We start from the raw sequence: 17658 nt of genomic DNA, 5'->3' as shown, positions 1-17658 counted from the left end.
TCGCTTGGATATTTTTGTGCGAGGGGGGAGTAATCGGTCATGTTGGACCGAAGAGGTTCCGTGTCGCCTGATTTTGATGGTGACGGCGCTCTGTTTTCCAAAGCGCTCAGCAGTCTTGCGTCCGCTGCCCTGCAAGAAGGTGGTTGGCGGATTGCATTGCGCGATCTCTCCGCACTGATGAAGGGGCCTCTGCGCCTGCGCCTGTTCCTGGGCGATGCCAACTCGGAATACCTTGAACAATATGACTGGCAACGCACCAATGCCGTCAGCCCGTCGACCTTCACCAAGGCCACCACGCCCAAGACGGCCGGCTGGAAAGGCGTTCACGCCCAATATCCGAAAACTCCGGTTAGCCTCATTGAGGACAATGCCAAGCTCTCGGTCCGGGCGCTGCTTGCATCAGGCGAAACCTTCGGCGGATTTCCAGTTAGCCGCTCGATCGTGGCCTTGCTCGACATGGGCGGCGTCCAGGGTGCACTGGGTGTGGATGTAGGCAATCTGGACGAAGATGGACGGATTGCGGCCGCGGAAATGATGCGGCGCCTGCACCTAGCGCTGGAACAGGCTGCGGTCGCCCATTCAACCGTCTGCGCCATCCAGAGCCAACTCCTGTTCAGTGGCTCTTTGCTGGACCATCTTCCCTTTGGCCTGATTGCTCTGGACAGGACTGGCCGGGTCATCAACACCAATGCAACAGGTCGGCGCCTTATCGACCTGGACAGCGTTCTCGCCGTCCGCGATCACCGGCTTTATGGATGCGACAGTTCTGAGAACCAGACCGTCCAGACCGCTTTGCAGAACTTGCTCTCCTCACAGGAAGACTCCGAACCGCGTCTGCTCAAGCTCTACGGGCTGGATAATGAGAAGCCGTGGAGTGTCTCAATATCGCGTCCGGCAAACCAGGGCGAGGAAAGTGCCAGAGCCTGGTCGTCCCAGCGCCCCGCGATCGTGATCTGCCTCTCGGACCGTGACCCGATCACCACGGTTCGTTCACGTCAGATCGCAGCGACCTATGGCCTGTCGCCCCAGGAAGAAATGCTGGCATCGCGCATTGCTGCAGGTGATAGCCTGGCAACCGTTGCCCAGAAAACCAAGCGTAGTGTCGAGACCCTGCGAACACAGCTCCGTGCCGTCTTCCAGAAGACCGAAGTGCGATCCCAGGCGGAGCTGGTCCAGCTGGTCCTGTGTGCACCTACCGCGCCAGGCTTTACCGGATAAACACCACAGAATAGATTGGCTCATTCGCAAGTCACTGCTTGGAATGAGATTTTTACCCCATCAAAAACAGAATGTTGTTCTGTTTTTTCGATTGTGCCCGCCCTCGCTCTGTGTGAACCTATGGGAGATGATCAGGTTCTGCCGGCGAGGGAGGCAAGCAGACATGAAACGACTTCTAATGACGAGTGCGATGGCACTGGCGCTGGTTGCCTGTGGCAATTCCGGCCAGGAGGGCCGCGATGTTTCCCAGGCTGACGCCAGCTACCAGGATACGCTGCTGGAACAGCTGATCGACGCACAGCCAGGCGATGTGATCGAGATTCCGGCAGGTGTCTATCACTTCACCTCCTCTCTCATGCTCACCGTTGACGGCGTCACCATTCGCGGCGCTGGCATGGACGAAACCATCCTCAACTTCCAGGGGCAGGTCGCGGGTGCCGAAGGTCTGCTGGTCACGGCCAATGATTTCACCCTGGAAAACCTGGCGATTGAGGACACATCAGGCGACGCCCTGAAGGTCAATGGCGGCACCAATGTTGTCATCCGAGGCGTTCGGGTTGAATGGACAAATGGATATTCCACCGATAATGGCGCCTATGGCATCTATCCCGTTCAGTCCGAGAACGTCCTGGTCGAGGACACGGTCGCCATCGGTGCGTCTGATGCCGGCATCTATGTCGGCCAGTCGCGCAATGTGACCGTGCGCAACAGCCGTGCGGAATACAATGTCGCCGGGATCGAGATCGAGAACTGCATCGGCGCGGACGTCTATGGCAATGTCGCGACGAACAATACGGGCGGCATCCTGGTCTTCAACATGCCCAACCTGCCCCAACCGGGCTACCAGACGCGTGTCTACGACAATGACGTCTTCGAGAACAATACCGAGAATTTCGGGCATGCCGGCACGCCGGTCGCCAGTATTCCGGCCGGTTCGGGTATCGTCATCAACTCCAACGACCAGGTCGAGATTTTTAACAATCGCATCGCCGACAACAACACGGCCAATATCATCATCTCCAGCCTGCACACGACCGGCTATGCAGACAGTGCGGTGCAGTCGGATTTCGACGCTTACCCGGAGGGGATCTGGATCCATGACAACACCTATTCCGGTGGCGGCAACTCCCCTGACGGTCTGGACCTCAACGCGCTGAAAGTCATGATGTTCGGACTGACCGGACGGCTACCAGACGTGCTGTTCGACGGTTATATCGATGAAGGAAAGTTCGTGAACGGCGAAATGCCGGCGGAGCTTCGTATCTGTGTCAGCGACGAGGTTGATGTCCTCAACGCGGATGCCCCGAACGGGTTCGGGTCCCCGGTCGTCGACACCGAGAATTATCGCTGCACGCTGGATCCACTGCCCGCCAGTCACCTCAACTGGCTCGACTAGGACCGCGACATGACGACCCTCCCTCGATCCCTTGCCGTGTCTTCGCTGGCGCTGGCACTCGCCGCCTGTGGCGGCACTGGCCAACCGGAAGCGCGCTATATTGCAGAGGGCAATCCGCCGCTATTGTCGGATTGGGGGCAAGTCGGTCTGTCCGGTGGCGATCTGGTTCTGGGTGGAAATGTCGTCGCCTATGACATGAATACCGCCCTCTTCACCGACTATGCACACAAGCTGCGCACGATCTGGATGCCCGATGGAACCACGGCCCATTATCGCGAGGGCGATACACTGGATTTTCCGGTTGGAACGGTGATCACCAAGACCTTTTACTATCCTCGCATAGATGGGGAGCTGGGCGAACGTGTTGCTCGTACCGAGGATACCAGCGCTGACTTCCAGGATGGGCGCATGGCTATGGACCAGGTTCGCCTGGTTGAGACCCGCATTCTGGTGCACCGCGAGAACGGTTGGGTCGCCTTGCCCTACCGCTGGAACGAGGACCAGACCGAAGCGCGCCTGCATCGTGTAGGTGCAGTGATTCCGATGACTCTGGTGGCCGAGGACGGCGGCGAGGAAGCCTTCAACTATGTGATGCCCAACACCAATCAGTGTGCCGGCTGTCATGCACCAGATTCCAATTCGCGGGCGATCTCGCCCATCGGCCCGAAACCGCGGCATATCAATCGGGATTTTGCCTATACGAACATTCCACAAAACCAGCTGGAACGGCTTGAAACCGTCGGTTTCCTGGAAGGCCTTCCAGATTTGGCCCAGGTGCCCCGAAATGCAGCCTGGGGAGATGAGCATGCCAGCCTCGATGAGCTGGCCCGCTCCTATCTCGACGTGAACTGTTCGCATTGCCACAGCGAGGTTGGTCCAGCCGATACCTCCGGTCTGTTCCTAGAACCGGATACACCTTTCGGCCCGAATCTGGGGGTCTGCAAACTGCCTATCGCGGCGGGTAGCGGCACAGGCAATCGCCCCTATGACATCGTTCCCGGAGAGCCGGAAAACTCCATCCTGGTCTATCGTATCGACAATGTGGAACCGGATGAAATGATGCCGGAACTCGGCCGCTCAACCGTGCACGCAGAGGGGCTCGAACTCGTCGAGCGCTGGATCACGGAGATGACCGGATCCTGCGAGATCTGACCTGAACTATTCCAGGTAATTGCCGAGATAACGCCGGAGCGCGATGAGCGCCTCGTTGAAGATGGCTTCTGCCTTCTTCTCGTTTTCCCGATTTTCAAACATCAGGATTTCTGCGGCCGAATAAATCTCGACAGTCATGCGGGCGACCAGGTCCGGATCTCCGCCGGAGAACCCGTCAGCACCATCACGCCAACGGCTGGCGAGCTGGTCTGCAAGACGCAGATTCCATTCCTCCCGCACCGAGCGCAGCTCGTGTGTTGTCAGGGTGAGGCGCAAAACCGCGCCATAGGACGGGTTTTCATCAACCAGCGTTCGCAACCCCGAAATCATACCGGTCAGGCTGACCTGCCATTCCGTCTCTTCCGGATCATTCAGGCGCTCGCCGATGATGTCATCGGTCGCGGACTTGTACTCCTCCAGCAGGGTCTGGTGGATCGAGTAGATATTGGGAAAGTAGCGATAGACGGAACTGACAGGCACGCCGGCTTCAGCCGCGACAACGCTGGTCGTGATCGACTCCCCTTCGCCGCGTTCAAGCAGGCGTTTGGTTGCCTCGACGATTTCGCGGATCCGCTGCTGGGACCGTTTCTGTTGGGGCGCCACCCGCCGTTGCAGGTTTACACCCTCTATCGGAGCACGCTCGTTCACGCTCTACCTCGTTCCATCACCCGCAATCTGTCGGCACGGCAGCTGCGAGGCAAGTGTGACACAGTTTCTCCGTATCGCGAGATCGTCCTGCACCAACTGGCCCGCCACGATGAGTGGAAAGGGTCCGCTTATGCCGGGTAGCGATCCCTTCACCGGGCAAACCCGACCCCGTTAACATCTCATTAGGCGTTCAACAGCAAGGATTTGAGCATCACGGCTCTCTCCCGACGGGGAGACAAGGCCGGGGCTGCGGGTCTGAACGACCCGAAACGAAGCAGACAGACCAAGAGAGGGGCGGTCCGAACGCAGGCCGCCCTTCACTTTTTCGGGGCAGCGCCCAGGCATTCCTGTTGGCCCAAATTGACCGTCACTGGCACTTTCGGCCAAATCGCCGGCACGATAACCTGCCAACATGTCGAGCTCGCAAACCATTGCCTTTCTGATCTACCCCGGCTTCCAGCTCCTGGACCTTGCCGGACCGGTGAGCGTGTTTGCAGGCGCCAACCGCGCCCTTGGCCGGGACGCCTATGCGTTGCGTATTCTTTCCGGCAAGGTCGGCCCAGTGACCAGTTCCGCCGGTCTCGCCGTCGAAGCCGATGGTGACTATTCCTGCGCCCTGCCCGAAGGTCACACCTTGCTGGCCATCGGAGGCGAGGTGCCTGAAATCGACCTGGCTCTGGAAGATGTTCAGCTCACCGCCCGCGTGAAATCATCCCTGTCGCAGGCAAGCCGGGTTGGTTCTGTGTGCACCGGCGCCTTCATCCTTGCCGCAGCAGATATTCTGGCCGGGCATCGGGTGACGACACACTGGTGGGACAGTCAGAAACTCGCCAACCGGCATCCGGACATCGCTGTCGATACTGACGCAATCTATATCCAGAGCGGCAAGATCTGGACGTCTGCCGGTGTCACGGCGGGTATCGACCTCGCCCTGGCGCTGGTGGAACTGGATCACGGCCGGGACATTGCCCTGACCATCGCCCGGCACCTGGTCGTTCCGCGCATGCGTTCGGGCGGGCAATCGCAATTCTCCACCGAGCTTGATCTGCAAATGCGCCCGGGCACGCGCCTGGGCAAGCTCTGCGAGGCCATTCGCCGGGCACCGTCGCTAGCCTGGTCTGTCGACACCATGAGCGAGACTGCCGGCATATCGAGGCGCACCCTCTCGCGCCTGTGCCGAGAAGAACTGAACATCAGTCCCGCGGCACTGGTCGAACGCCTGCGGATCGACACCGCGCGCCGCGCCCTGGTTGAAACCGACCAGTCTGTCACCCTGATCGCGAATGAGGCCGGTTTCGGTTCCTGCCAACGCCTCGATCGCGCCTTTGCACGCCAGCTCGGCGTCAGTCCTGTTCGTTTCCGCGAACGTTTTCGTTCCCCCTATTCCGGAGTCGCGCCATGACCTCTCCCTTCCGCATCGGCTTTGTCCTGTTTGACAACCTCACCCAGCTGGACTTCACCGGCCCGCTGCAGGTGCTGCACCGGTTGCCCGGTGCCGAGGTGCATCTGGTCGCCAAGACCATGCAGCCGGTCCAGACCGACTGCGGCCCCTTCATCATGCCATCCACCAGCATAGACGACTGTCCGGGGCTCGATCTGATCTGCATTCCCGGCGGGTTCGGGATTGATGATGCCATGCGCGACCGCGAATTGATCGATTTCGTGCGCCGCCAGGCCGTCCAGGCCCAATATGTCACCTCGGTCTGTACCGGAGCTTTTGTCCTGGGCGCCGCCGGTCTCTTGCAGGGCAAGCGAGCGACCACACACTGGAGCTATCATGACGAGCTGGCCCGGGTCGGGGCGACACCGACAGAGGGACGTGTGGTCCGTGATGGCAATCTCTTCACGGGTGGCGGCGTAACCGCCGGCATTGATTTCGCACTGACGATTGTGCGCGAAATTGCGGGGGAGAGCATGGCCCAGGCCATCCAGCTCGGACTGGAATATGATCCTCACCCGCCCGTTGATGCCGGTTCGCCGCACAAGGCGCCACCTGCCATCGTGAAACTGCTGAACCAGCGTTTCGAACCGCGCCTGGCCGATTTCGACACGGCGCTTAACGAGGCAATGGCGGAGGCCTAGTCCTCTCCGGACCGCATCACGCGATCAGCGGCTGCACGCGCAAATCGAAGCGTGATGGCCTTGCGCCGGGCGGCGGCGAGTTTGTCGAGCGGGCTTTCCCGCACAATCGCGCCGCCAAAACCGTCCGCGATCACCAGCCCGCATTGTGGCGGGATGAGGTCGTGCGGGAAGCGCTGCGAAACGGCGAAATAGAAGCTGTCGCAATACTCGGAATAATCCGTCCACTTGTTGTCGGCACGAAAGTCGGCAACGCCGGACTTGATTTCCAGGATGGCGATTTCGCCCTTGCGGCCGACGCAGAAGAGATCCGCCCGGCGTCCGTCCGGAAGGATGAATTCGGGAATGGCGCTATAGCCCAGCTGCCAGAACAGGCGCGCCGCGCCACGTGCCAGGGCCTGGGCGTCATCGATATCGGGATTGGAGGCGGAGGCGACGTCGTTGAGATCCATCTCGCCAGTATGTTCTACCTTTGTTCGCAAAACAAGTTCACTCTTGGAACCCGGCGCCCCTATCCCTATGTGAATCTCATGTACCCGCACCAAGTATCCGACCCACGCGCGATCAGCGCCGCCGATTTCGAGATCATGGCCCAAAGGGCCTATGACTCACTGCCCGAAGTGTTCAGGCTGAACGCCAGCGACATCACGATCTTCATCTCCGATTTCGCCGAACAGGAGGTTCTCGACCATTTCGGGATGAGTGATCCCTATCAGCTCTCCGGCCTCTACCAGGGCATTGATATGGGGCAGAAATCCATCAGCTGGGCGCAACCCTTCCCCGATCGCATTTTCCTCTATCGTCTGCCCATTCTTGCCGAGTGGGTACAGCGCGGCGACGAGCGTCTGGATCATCTGATCCAGCACGTCCTCATTCACGAGATCGGCCATCATTTCGGTCTGTCAGACGACGACATGCACCGGATCGAGAACCGTGCGGAGAGTTGATGAGGCCAGACCCCAATTCCCCTCCAGGGAGAACGGGAATTCGCCTTCCTGGCGAAATCACACGCATATCCGGACTCCCCTGCCAGGATTTTCGGGAAAATCCTGCGAAATACATTAACCCTCTATTAAGGACTCAGCCCACCATGTCTGCCACCCAGGCTGGAACAGCCTGTGTAGAAAGACCTTTCCGGGCCTCATCAAACAGGGGAGAGGTGTCGGTTTCCTCCAGATTGATCTCCAGGCAGCGCGCGCCGGCCTGTTTCGCGACCTGGCTGAATCCGGCGGCTGGATAGACCGTTCCCGAGGTTCCGATCGCGACAAACAGGTCACATGCCTCAAGCTGGTCGTAGATCAGGTCCATCTCCATCGGCATTTCGCCGAACCAGACAATATGAGGCCTCAGCCCGCCCGCCTCGCGACAATTGAGACAGGGCAGGTCCATTGTGATCTCGTCGAAGGCTTCATGCACCTCGCCGCAAAGCTCACAACGCATCTTTTTCAGCTCGCCATGCATGTGCACAACACGTTCGGACCCAGCCTGTTCGTGCAGGTCATCCACATTCTGGGTCACCAGCAAGAACTCGCCACCCCGCGCCAGCCAGGCTCTCTCCAGATCAGCCAGGGCAAGATGCGCCGCATTCGGACTGGCCTTCTTCAGACCCGCGCGGCGCGCATTGTAAAACGCATGCACCTGCTCAGGCTTGCTGGCAAAGGCTTCCGGCGTCGCCAGTTCTCGCCAGTCAAACTTCGCCCACAGGCCATCTGTATCGCGAAACGTGCCCAGCCCGGATTCAGCAGAGACGCCGGATCCGGTCAGTATGAAGAGAGATTGGGTCATGCCGCCAGTTGGGACTTGCGTTGGCAGAGAGGTCAAGACGGCTCGGCCCGTGAGGGGGAGGAATGGCGGGTCGATAAGAACGCTACAAAGCCAGAGCGGGCACCAATCACACGCACAAACACAAAAAACCCGCCGGCCAGAGCCAGCGGGTTCTTGTAATCGCGTGACGCGAAAGGCGCTTACTTCTTCTTCGGAGCGCGCTTTTCGATATCGTGGCCGGTCGTACGCTCAGCGATACGCGCGGACTTGCCGCGACGGTCGCGCAGATAGTAGAGCTTGGCGCGACGGACCTTGCCGCGACGCTTGACTTCGATCTGCTCGATCAGCGGCGAGTAGACCGGGAATACACGCTCGACACCTTCACCGAAGGAGATCTTGCGAACCGTGTAGCTCTCGTTCACGCCACCGCCGTTTTTGGCGATGCAAACGCCTTCGAAGACCTGGATACGCTCGCGGCTGCCCTCTTTAATGCGGACATGTACGCGCAGGGTATCACCAGCGTCGAACTTCGGCAGTTCCTTGTCACCCAGGACGCGGGCGGCTTCTTCTTTTTCCAGCTGCTCGATCATGTTCATCGTGCATTCTCCTTGCGTCCCTTGAACCTCTCGTACAGGTCCGGCCGACGCGCCTTCGTAATCTCTTCCGACTGTTCCCGACGCCAGGTCTCAATCCGACCATGGTGCCCCGAGAGCAGTACTTCCGGGATCTCCCTGTCCTCCCAAACCCGCGGACGGGTGTAGTGAGGATATTCGAGGAGATCACCCTCGAAACTTTCATCCTCGGCCGATGCCGGGTCGCCAAGCACGCCGGGGAGCAGTCTCACACAAGCTTCGATCAGAAGCTGCGCGGGCGCCTCGCCCCCGGCCAGTACGGCATCGCCAACACTGACCTCTTCCATTTCGCGGGCCTCGATGACCCGTTCATCCAGGCCCTCGAAACGTCCACAAAATACAACAACACCCGGACCCTCCGCCCATTCCCGAACCCGGGCCTGGGTGAGCGGCTTTCCCCGCGGTGTCAAATAGATCAACGGCCGTTTCTCACCTTGCCAGCGAGACTGTACCGCATCGATCGCTTCCGCTGCGACATCCGGCCTGAGCACCATACCAGCGCCTCCGCCGGCCGGGGTGTCGTCCACGGAGCGGTGCTTATGACGGGAAAAATCCCGAATGTCCACAGTTTCTAGCGCCCACAGCCCATGATTCGCAGCTGTCTGAATAATTGATACACCCAGCGGTCCCGGAAAGGCGCCCGGGAAGAGGGTAAGAACCGATGCGGTCCAGGGGTTTCGAGGATTATTCTCCGCCATCTTCCGCATCCCGCTCCTTGTCGCCTTCCACCTCTTCAAGAGGGGCGATTGTGACCAGGCGGTCGGTGATGGAGACGTGGGGGACCTGTTCTGCGGTGAAGGGGATCATCCAGGCGCCCTTGCGGTCGGGCGTGTCGACGATTTCCAGAAGGTCACCGCCGCCGAAATCATGGACCGCCTTGATCCGGCCCATGGGAGAGCCGTCCAGGGACTGGACTTTCAATCCGAGCAGATCGGAGTGGTAGAATTCGTCCTCGTCCAGCGCGGGCAAAGCCTCACGCGGAACGAAGAGCTTGGTGCCGCGAGCCGCCTGAGCCGCTTCGCGGGTCAGCGGCTCCTTGAAGGCGACAACGAAGGCGTCCTTGGCCAGACGCCATCGCTTGGGCGTGAACACGACCTTGCCGGCCGCATCCAGAAAGGGCCCATAGCCAAACGCTGCTTCCGGTTCCCCGGTAAAGCTCTTCACCTTGCATTCGCCCCGCACGCCATGCGCACCGGCAATGGCTGCGACGAAGACAAGATCATCGGCAGGTTTGGCCATGGGTCAGCCTTTCAAAAGCGCCTGAATTACTCAGACGCTTCTTCAGCCGGAGCTTCTTCGGCCGGAGCTTCAGCAGCAGCGGCTTCAGCTTCAGCGGCAGCCGCCTTGGCTTCTTCTTCAGCAGCCTTGCGCTCGGCTTCCTTCTCGGCCTTCTCGGCGAGACGTTCCTGGGCCTTTACGCCCGGCTTGCCCTTGTTCGGGTTGTTGCCAGCTTCCCAGGCCCACGCGTCTGCGTCGATCTGGTTGATGAAACGGCCAACACGGTCAGACGGCTTGGCGCCCTTGGCGATCCAGGACTTCACCTTTTCCATGTCGAGCGTGACACGCTCGCCGTCTTTCGGGAGCATCGGGTTGTAGGTGCCGATCTTCTCGATGAAACGACCATCACGCGGCATGCGGCTGTCAGCAACAACGATGCGGTAGTAAGGACGCTTCTTGGCGCCACCACGGGCGAGACGAATTTTGAGAGCCATTTTGGTATTCCCTAGTGTGTTGAATTTGATGATTTAATCGAAAGTTCCAGCGAGCGCTTAGTGACATCAAGCCCACCGAGCATCCACTGGGGATTTGGTCCCTGAACCAACAGGTATTTTTCGCTATGATCACGGGGGTCCATTATTGAAATGCTGGCAACCTCGTGAGTATGAGAAACAAGCTCCAGGCCTGAATCCACTTCAATTTCGCTGTAGTGGTGAGCAGCACTCAGGATCGAGATCTCGCGGATCCACGCATCGCAAATTTTTATTTCCGCGCACTCATCGACCACAGGCGATGCCTCGGAAACTCGAAGCGCCGAAATCCGATTGCCTACAGCATCCGAGACCCACTTAGGTGAAAGCTCTAACCAACTATCGTCGGATCGGCGCAGATAAATGGCCTCCGCTGAGGCCTCCGATGCCCTCAGGTCATGATGCGTCAATCGACCGAGAATAACCCCCTTGGCGTCAACCAGAGAGCCAAGCAAGCCCTGCTCATGCGCTGAAAGCGTGTATGTCGAACCAACAGCGGTCATTTCTTCGGAAATCCGATCGGAAGTCCGTCCGGTCCGAGTTGCGGCGCGCCGCCTCCCAGTCCGGGTAATCCTTGTGGCGCCTGGCCCGAGCCGAGACCGGGCAGTTGGTTGCCACCGCCAGGGGCCTTGCCGCCCAGCAAATCCTGTGTCGCCTGGCCAAGATCGGCCGGGTTCATGCCGCCAGCGCCCGGAGGCATGCCGCCCGGCATTCCACCACCGAGCATGCCGGCGAGACCGCCGCGGCCCTTCTTGGAGGCCTTTTTCATCATATCCGCCATCTGACGGTGCATCTTGATCAGCTTGTTGACGTCCGCGACCTCAACACCGGCACCGGCCGCGATCCGCCTCTTGCGGCTGGCCTTGAGAATCTCCGGCTTGGCGCGTTCCTGCTTGGTCATGGACAGGATGATGGCTTCCTGGCGGGACAGCATCTTGTCATCCATGCCGGCGGCGTTGGCCTGGGCCATGGCCGCCTTGTTCATGCCCGGCAGCATGCCCATGATCGATCCGAGACCGCCGAGCTTTTTCAGCTGACCGAACTGCTCGCGCAGATCCTCGAGATCGAACTTGCCCTTGGCCATTTTCTTGGCCATGCGGGCGGCTTTTTCCTGGTCGAGATCCTGGGCGGCCTTTTCAACCAGCGAGACAATATCGCCACGACCGAGGATACGGCCGGCAACGCGCTTGGCATCGAAAGCATCCAGGCCGTCCGGCTTTTCGGAAACACCGAGGAATTTGATCGGCAGGCCGGTTACATGGCGCATGGACAGCGCTGCACCGCCCCGGCCATCACCATCCATACGCGTCAGGACCAGGCCGGTCAGCGGCAGGCGTTCATGGAAGCGCTTGGCCGTCTCGACGGCGTCCTGGCCGGTCAGCGAGTCCGCGACCAGCAGGGTTTCGTGTGGTGTGGTGGCGGCGGCGATCGCATGCGCCTCGGCCATCATGTCTTCATCGATCGAGGTCCGGCCTGCGGTGTCGAGGATGACAACGTCATAGCCCTGCAGCTTGCCGGCGGTCATGGCGCGCTTGGCGATATCGACCGCGCGCTGGCCTTCCACGATCGGCAGGAAGCCGACATCGACCTGGCCCGCCAGCTGCTGCAGCTGTTCCATCGCCGCCGGACGGCGAGTGTCGAGCGAGGCCAGCAGGACCTTCTTCTTGTGAATATCCTTGAGGCGCTTGGCGAGCTTGGCCGAGGTGGTGGTCTTACCCGAACCCTGCAGACCCGTCATCAGGATAGCGACCGGCGGTTCACCTTCCAGCTGCAGGCCTTCCGGCTCACCCTCGCCACCCAGCAGGTCGACCAGCGCGTCATGCACGATCTTGATGACCTGCTGGCCCGGCTTGATGGAGCGAATGACCTCTTCGCCGACGGCACGCTCGCGGATCTGGGCGACCGCGGTCTTGACGACAGGCAGGGCGACATCAGCCTCCAGCAGCGCCACGCGGATTTCGCGCAGGGCGACATCGACATCCTTTTCACTCAGGACACCGCGGCCGGTCAGCTGGTCAAAGACGCTGCCAAGTCGTTCTGTAAGCGTGTCGAACATGCGTTCGCCTTCCTCAAGTTTCGATCAAACAATGCAAAGCGGCTCCGCTGAGCGAAACCTTCGCCGAGCGGAGTTCTCGCCTGCCTCCCTTTCCCGGCCCTGTTGGCCTATTTGGGAAGATGTGCAGGTAAGACAAGCCTCAGAGCTTGCATGATGACGCCGGGCGTTTACGCGCGAATACTCACAGAGTCAAGAAAACTGCCAAGACAGGAGTCGTGGACTAGTCCAGAGACGCCATCGTCGGGGCTGCAGGCTGGACGGTTTCCGTCTCGGCGAACGTCAGGGTTCGCGGGCCGGGTTGGCTGGCGATGAGGCCTCCGTAGGTGGAAGCGCCGATCGCACACAGCGTCAGCCAGAGCAGCGCAGTCTTGGTCAGATTTTTAAAGCCAGACACCATTTTGGTCATGACAATCCTCCCGATAACGAGGATCGATTCGACCCTGACTCCGTTAACACCGCCCTACCCAGGCCCGGAAATCGGGATTTGTGCTCAATGAGGGCTAAATAAACGTCGAGTTCGACTCAATTTTTCGACGATTCCCGAAGAGTTCTGACCAGCTTTCCGGCATTGACTATCAGCCAGAGGGCAGGCCAGACATTTCCGAGCACAAAGATCGGCAGGATCCAGAAAATCCGCCCGAACCAGGTGCGCTCTACGAGGGCGATAACACCTGCCATGAACAGGAAGCCGAGATAGAGATCGGCCAGCGTGACGATTCCCCAGGGATGGTTGAACAACCAGTCCCCGGCTGCGCCGAAATCCCCCTCAACGACGGCCCACCAGATGAGGGCTGTCAGCCCGATACCGCCAGCAAGGGCGATCAAACGAAACAATCCGGACATGCCTGCTCCACGCTTTCCTGGAAGAGATACGCGTAAGCAGGCATGCCGGATCAAACACCAGGGACTGAAGGGCATCCTTGCAGGACTGACCGCTCAGCAACTGAAGACCTTCAGCGCGGGAATAGTATCGAGAGCACAGTAGCCGCGGGTCTCGGACTGATCCTGGCACGACGCCTGGCCGAACGCTTCGGGTTCAGGCTGGAACTGGAAAGCTCTCAAAAAGCTCTCAAACAGGCACAATCGCCCGACTTCATCATCCGTCCTGAGGGCGACGACGGATACAGCTGGCAACTTCCCACCGCTCGGCATCCGGATAGCGGGACCGCCAGCAATCATCGAAAACCGAGCAATAGCAAATCTCGACCTCCACCTCGAAACGGGCATCGTCGAGCGTGCGATACACCTCACCGCGCGCGCCTTCGTTTGAGTATCCGGGCACTGCGAGCATCAATAATTCCTGGCCCTGGGTCATCACGCGACCTCGAAGGTTGGAGGTGATAACCGGCATCTGGATATCCTGCAGATACGCGCTGGCCTCCTGTGGGCTGGCCGCATTGGCCACACAGCATACCGAAACGAGATGGCCGGGCGAGGTAAACTCTTCACCGTTGTAGCGGAAGATCACCTCCCGCACCTCAGCCGGACCCAGGCCGTTATTGTGCAGCGTCATGGTGATGCGCGGCTCTTCGCTCTCCATGTCGAAATTGCCGGTCGAGTATTCAATGACCGGAAGCACGCTCGCCTTCATCGTCTGCTCCATGACGCGCCCCTGGTAGAGCGCAACAAAGAGCGAAGCGACGGAGATGACCACCACACTGGCGGCGATGATCAACTCCAGTACGCGTGATGAAGGCAGCTTCATCTGTCTGGCCTAGACGACAGCCGGCTTCTTGAATGTCTCCTCGTCCAGCTCACCTTCCCATTTGGCCACAGCCGTAGCGACAGCGGCATCACCGGTCACGTTCACAGCCGTCCGGGCCATGTCCATGATGCGGTCAACGGGGTAGATAAGACCCAGGATCAAGGCCAGATGCTCCGCGGACACGCCAAACGTATTCAGGACCGTGGCGAGCAAGAAAAGGGATGCCGACGGAATACCCGCAGCCCCGATTGAAGCGGCCGCGGCGGTCACGGCGATCAGGAAGTAATGGGTCAGGGTCAGGTCATATCCGAACGCCTGCGCGGTGAAGAGGGCGAGAATGCCCAGATAAAGCGCTGTACCATCCATATTGATGGTGGCGCCCAAGGGCAGGACTGATCCCGCAACCGATTTCTTCAATCCGAGATTATCAGATGCTGCCGCGATCGTGACCGGCAGAGTCGCGGACGATGAAGCCGTCGAATACGCAACGGCAATCGGATCCGTCAGCCCGCGGAAGAACCTGATCAACGGCAGATTCAGGACAACACGCACCAGGAAGCCGTACGTCACCAGGGCGTGAATAAACAACCCGATATAGACCGCAACAACCAGGCCCAGGATCGCCATCAAGGTTTCCATGCCCTGGCTCGCGGTCGTGTAGGCGACAAGACCAAACACGCCGAACGGAGCCAACTCCATCACCCAGTGAGTGATTTTGAGGACCACATCCGAAGCGGAGTTAAAGAGATCACCAACAGGGCGACCGGCTTTTCCGGTCGCCAAGATTGCCACGCCCAAGAAGAGCGAGAAGAAGATGATCGCAAGGACGTCACCATCCGCCAGAGCAGCAACAGGATTTTCGGGAATGACAGCAAGCAGGCGATCAATGATCGGCTCCGGCTGGGACGCGGCCGCGGCGGCCGCCGGTTCCACACCTGCGAAACTAACTCCCTCGCCAGGTTTAAGCACTGTTCCGACACTCAGACCGATGATGTTCGCAACAAAGGTCGTACCGAAATAGAGGAGCAGGGTTTTGACGCCGAGCGAGCCGAGCTTCTTTGGGTCACCCATTGCCATCACACCGGCAACCAGCGTTGTGAAGATGAGCGGAACAATCAACATCCGGATCAAGCGGATGAACATCAATCCAAGCGGGCGAAGATAGCTATCGATCCAGCTGGCTGCGGCCTCCTGGCCCATCACACTGGACAGAACCAACCCGACAACAACACCCAGAGCCAGGCCAACGAGCACGCGCTGCCACAACTTAATCTTGAACCACCAGCTCATCATCTCCCCTTTCCGAAAGGCCCACACCCTTCGAATGAAATTGCTGGAGGCACACTAAAGTGTGGAGGGTCTACGTCAATCGGCGCCGCGCATGGCTGCGATCAGGCGCATGACGCCACGATGCGCGCCAAAGAGCACGAAGCCTGCTCCGACAAGACGCAGGAAGGCCGGGAAGTCTGTGCCGGGAAGAACGGTGGAGGCTGCCAGAAGGCCAAGCCCCAGAAAAGCCGGCATCAAAACCGCCATCCAGGTGAGGTCACAAAAATGCTCGGCAGACCAGCCGGTTTCACGTCCGAACCAGAACTTGGAGTCACTCGCTGGACGTCCGCGACGGTGAGCGCGCTTGGGCCAGGGATCAAATGTCTTATCAATCATCGACATTCGTTCATTGTACGGACTAAAAAGTTTTCAACAAGAGGCGAAACACCAATTTCTAACAAAGAGTAACCGGAGCCTCTGGAATTTTTCCGATGTCGCAATCGCAAAAACAGGGTAAACACCTGTCAGCACTCGCATTCTGGAAACCTGCCCTGAGCCCAACCTGAAGGTGTGGGTATATGAGATTTTTCCGCTACAGGCGTTAATTTCCGCGTCTTCGACCACTCTCAGGGCCCGCCACAAAGGATGTTCGCCAGAATCAAAAAGGGTCCGGCTGCGGACAGCCGGACCCTCATCATGACAATTCCTGCAGGTGAAAGCGTTCAGACGGCTTGCGCACGCAGGACACTGGCGACTGCATTGATGACCGCGCCGATACGCACGGAGGCCTGGATCTGGGTCGTGGTCAGTCCGTGCTTGCGCAGCTCGGCCTCGTGGGCGTCCATACACATGCCACAGCCATTGATGGCCGAGACCGCCATGGACCAGAGTTCGAAACTGGTTTTCTCGACCCCCGGCGCACCGATAACATTCATGCGCAGCTTTGCGGGCAGCGTGCCGTAATCCTTGTTCGAGGCCAGGTGGACAAAGCGGTAATAGACATTGTTCATGCCCATGATGGCTGCGGCAGCCTTGGCGGCGGTCAGCGCTTCCGGGCTCAGCACAGCTTCAGCCTCGGCTGTAACAGCCTTGAGGGTCTGGGGTTCGCCGATTGCGTGAGCAGAAGCGAGGAAGGATCCCCATTTCTGCTCATCATCCAGCACGGTCTCGCGAGCGAGGGAAGACAGGTTCAGCTTCAGGTCCTTGGCGTAATCCGGCAGCGCATTCTTGAGTTCGTCGATGGACATCCAAATCTTCTCCAGCGAATGAGTTTCAATTTCAATAAGGTGTAAAAATTAGCCCCAGGCTCGGATCTAGACAGGGACAGGCCGAACCCGGGGCGATGGCTGATCCGACATGCGGGGCGGATCAGCCGGGGGACGATTTAAAGCGTCTCACCACCCATTGGGCGGTTACACGGACACAGCTCGTCGGTCTGCAGGGCATCGAGGACGCGCAGCGTATCTTCCGGGTTACGGCCAACATTCAGATTGGTGACGTAAACGTGCTGGATGACATTGTGCGGGTCGACGACGAAGGTGGCGCGGTAGGCCACACCTTCTTCGGAGCGCACACCAAGGGAGTCAATCAGGGAACCGGTCGTGTCCGCAAACTGCCACATGCCGAGCTTGTCGAGATCCGGATGCTCGCGGCGCCAGGCCAGCTTGCAGAATTCATTGTCGGAAGAACCGCCCATGACAACCGTGTCGCGATCAGCAAACTCGGATTCCAGGTTGGCAAATGCCACGATCTCGGTCGGGCAGACGAAGGTGAAATCCTTCGGGTAGAAGAAGATGACCTTCCACTTGCCCTCAAAACTGTCCTGCGTCACCGGCTCAAAGGCAGACTCGCCGTTTTCCTCATGAGCGTTAAAGCCCGGCTTTACGCCAACAATCTCAAAATCCGGCAGTTTTTCGCCAATGCCCAGCATGCTTTTCTCCAGCTATATAAATGAACCACAACAGGTCCGTTTGCATTTGATGACGCGGTTA

The 17658-nt window shown here is 59.4% G+C and carries 22 protein-coding genes; 6 read left to right on the top strand and 16 right to left on the bottom strand.

Annotated features, from left to right (window positions below):
- Window positions 1-39: 39 nt before the first annotated feature.
- The 3 genes from JJ889_RS01845 to JJ889_RS01835 all read left to right on the top strand — a co-directional run bounded on the left by JJ889_RS01845 (window position 40) and on the right by JJ889_RS01835 (window position 3766).
- The gene (locus JJ889_RS01845) at window positions 40-1218 is read left to right on the top strand and encodes a hypothetical protein (protein WP_291891058.1); all 1179 of its coding nucleotides are present in this window, start codon (window positions 40-42) and stop codon (window positions 1216-1218) included.
- A 163-nt stretch (window positions 1219-1381) separates the two neighbouring features.
- Window positions 1382-2614, top strand: a complete 1233-nt coding sequence (locus JJ889_RS01840) for a parallel beta-helix domain-containing protein (protein WP_291891057.1) — start codon at window positions 1382-1384, stop codon at window positions 2612-2614.
- Between the two features lie 9 nt (window positions 2615-2623).
- Window positions 2624-3766, top strand: coding sequence for an SO2930 family diheme c-type cytochrome (locus JJ889_RS01835; RefSeq protein WP_291891056.1), 1143 nt, complete (start codon window positions 2624-2626; stop codon window positions 3764-3766).
- A 6-nt stretch (window positions 3767-3772) separates the two neighbouring features.
- On the opposite strand, the gene JJ889_RS01830 is transcribed toward JJ889_RS01835, so the two are convergent.
- Window positions 3773-4414, bottom strand: coding sequence for a TetR/AcrR family transcriptional regulator (locus JJ889_RS01830; protein WP_291891055.1), 642 nt, complete (start codon window positions 4412-4414; stop codon window positions 3773-3775).
- A gap of 412 nt (window positions 4415-4826) precedes the next feature.
- Between JJ889_RS01830 and JJ889_RS01825 the strand changes: the two genes are divergently transcribed.
- Complete coding sequence (locus JJ889_RS01825) at window positions 4827-5816, top strand: helix-turn-helix domain-containing protein (protein WP_291891054.1); 990 nt, start codon at window positions 4827-4829, stop codon at window positions 5814-5816.
- Window positions 5813-6496: a DJ-1/PfpI family protein gene (locus JJ889_RS01820; RefSeq protein WP_291891053.1), complete on the top strand. Its 684-nt coding sequence runs from the start codon at window positions 5813-5815 to the stop codon at window positions 6494-6496. The genes JJ889_RS01825 and JJ889_RS01820 overlap by 4 nt, the downstream gene beginning before the upstream one ends.
- Here JJ889_RS01820 and JJ889_RS01815 read toward each other — a convergent pair.
- The gene (locus JJ889_RS01815; protein ID WP_291891052.1) at window positions 6493-6945 is read right to left on the bottom strand and encodes an MmcB family DNA repair protein; all 453 of its coding nucleotides are present in this window, start codon (window positions 6943-6945) and stop codon (window positions 6493-6495) included. The genes JJ889_RS01820 and JJ889_RS01815 overlap by 4 nt on opposite strands.
- Before the next feature lie 78 nt (window positions 6946-7023).
- Here JJ889_RS01815 and JJ889_RS01810 point away from each other — a divergent pair, with 78 nt between their 5' ends.
- Window positions 7024-7440, top strand: coding sequence for a metallopeptidase family protein (locus JJ889_RS01810; protein WP_291891051.1), 417 nt, complete (start codon window positions 7024-7026; stop codon window positions 7438-7440).
- Between the two features lie 133 nt (window positions 7441-7573).
- Here the strand turns inward: JJ889_RS01810 and JJ889_RS01805 are convergent, their stop codons facing one another.
- The 14 genes from JJ889_RS01805 to JJ889_RS01740 all read right to left on the bottom strand — a co-directional run bounded on the left by JJ889_RS01805 (window position 7574) and on the right by JJ889_RS01740 (window position 17597).
- Window positions 7574-8278, bottom strand: coding sequence for an NAD-dependent deacylase (locus tag JJ889_RS01805; protein WP_291891050.1), 705 nt, complete (start codon window positions 8276-8278; stop codon window positions 7574-7576).
- A 179-nt stretch (window positions 8279-8457) separates the two neighbouring features.
- Window positions 8458-8853 (bottom strand): 50S ribosomal protein L19, encoded by a 396-nt coding sequence (gene rplS / locus JJ889_RS01800; protein ID WP_291891049.1) that lies wholly within the window; start codon window positions 8851-8853, stop codon window positions 8458-8460.
- Complete coding sequence (gene trmD, locus JJ889_RS01795) at window positions 8850-9587, bottom strand: tRNA (guanosine(37)-N1)-methyltransferase TrmD (RefSeq protein ID WP_291891048.1); 738 nt, start codon at window positions 9585-9587, stop codon at window positions 8850-8852. Before trmD ends, rplS begins: the two co-directional genes overlap by 4 nt.
- On the bottom strand, window positions 9574-10128 hold the full coding sequence (gene rimM / locus JJ889_RS01790; RefSeq protein ID WP_291891047.1) for a ribosome maturation factor RimM: 555 nt from the start codon (window positions 10126-10128) through the stop codon (window positions 9574-9576). The genes trmD and rimM overlap by 14 nt, the downstream gene beginning before the upstream one ends.
- Window positions 10129-10154: 26 nt before the next feature.
- Window positions 10155-10601 (bottom strand): 30S ribosomal protein S16, encoded by a 447-nt coding sequence (gene rpsP / locus JJ889_RS15875; RefSeq protein WP_366940022.1) that lies wholly within the window; start codon window positions 10599-10601, stop codon window positions 10155-10157.
- A gap of 11 nt (window positions 10602-10612) precedes the next feature.
- Window positions 10613-11140 carry a hypothetical protein gene (locus tag JJ889_RS01780; protein ID WP_291891046.1) on the bottom strand — a complete coding sequence of 176 codons (528 nt, stop codon included), beginning with the start codon at window positions 11138-11140 and terminating at the stop codon, window positions 10613-10615.
- Entirely contained in the window at window positions 11137-12693 is a 1557-nt protein-coding gene (gene ffh, locus JJ889_RS01775; protein ID WP_291891045.1) for a signal recognition particle protein, read from the bottom strand. Before ffh ends, JJ889_RS01780 begins: the two co-directional genes overlap by 4 nt.
- 220 nt (window positions 12694-12913) lie before the next feature.
- The gene (locus tag JJ889_RS01770; RefSeq protein ID WP_291891044.1) at window positions 12914-13099 is read right to left on the bottom strand and encodes a hypothetical protein; all 186 of its coding nucleotides are present in this window, start codon (window positions 13097-13099) and stop codon (window positions 12914-12916) included.
- 116 nt (window positions 13100-13215) lie between these two features.
- Window positions 13216-13536 (bottom strand): hypothetical protein, encoded by a 321-nt coding sequence (locus JJ889_RS01765; RefSeq protein WP_291891043.1) that lies wholly within the window; start codon window positions 13534-13536, stop codon window positions 13216-13218.
- A 253-nt stretch (window positions 13537-13789) separates the two neighbouring features.
- Complete coding sequence (locus tag JJ889_RS01760; protein ID WP_291891042.1) at window positions 13790-14398, bottom strand: hypothetical protein; 609 nt, start codon at window positions 14396-14398, stop codon at window positions 13790-13792.
- 9 nt (window positions 14399-14407) lie between these two features.
- Window positions 14408-15688: a dicarboxylate/amino acid:cation symporter gene (locus tag JJ889_RS01755; protein ID WP_291891041.1), complete on the bottom strand. Its 1281-nt coding sequence runs from the start codon at window positions 15686-15688 to the stop codon at window positions 14408-14410.
- Between the two features lie 75 nt (window positions 15689-15763).
- The gene (locus JJ889_RS01750; protein WP_291891040.1) at window positions 15764-16063 is read right to left on the bottom strand and encodes a hypothetical protein; all 300 of its coding nucleotides are present in this window, start codon (window positions 16061-16063) and stop codon (window positions 15764-15766) included.
- Window positions 16064-16389: 326 nt separating this feature from the next.
- Window positions 16390-16914: a carboxymuconolactone decarboxylase family protein gene (locus JJ889_RS01745; protein WP_291891039.1), complete on the bottom strand. Its 525-nt coding sequence runs from the start codon at window positions 16912-16914 to the stop codon at window positions 16390-16392.
- Window positions 16915-17051: 137 nt separating this feature from the next.
- Window positions 17052-17597 (bottom strand): peroxiredoxin, encoded by a 546-nt coding sequence (locus JJ889_RS01740; RefSeq protein WP_291891038.1) that lies wholly within the window; start codon window positions 17595-17597, stop codon window positions 17052-17054.
- Window positions 17598-17658: the final 61 nt, after the last annotated feature.

The organism is Maricaulis sp. (assembly GCF_017643475.1).
GTDB lineage: Bacteria > Pseudomonadota > Alphaproteobacteria > Caulobacterales > Maricaulaceae > Maricaulis.
The sequence above is the reverse complement of the archived record's forward strand: the minus strand, read 5'-3'. Positions and strand labels throughout refer to the sequence as shown.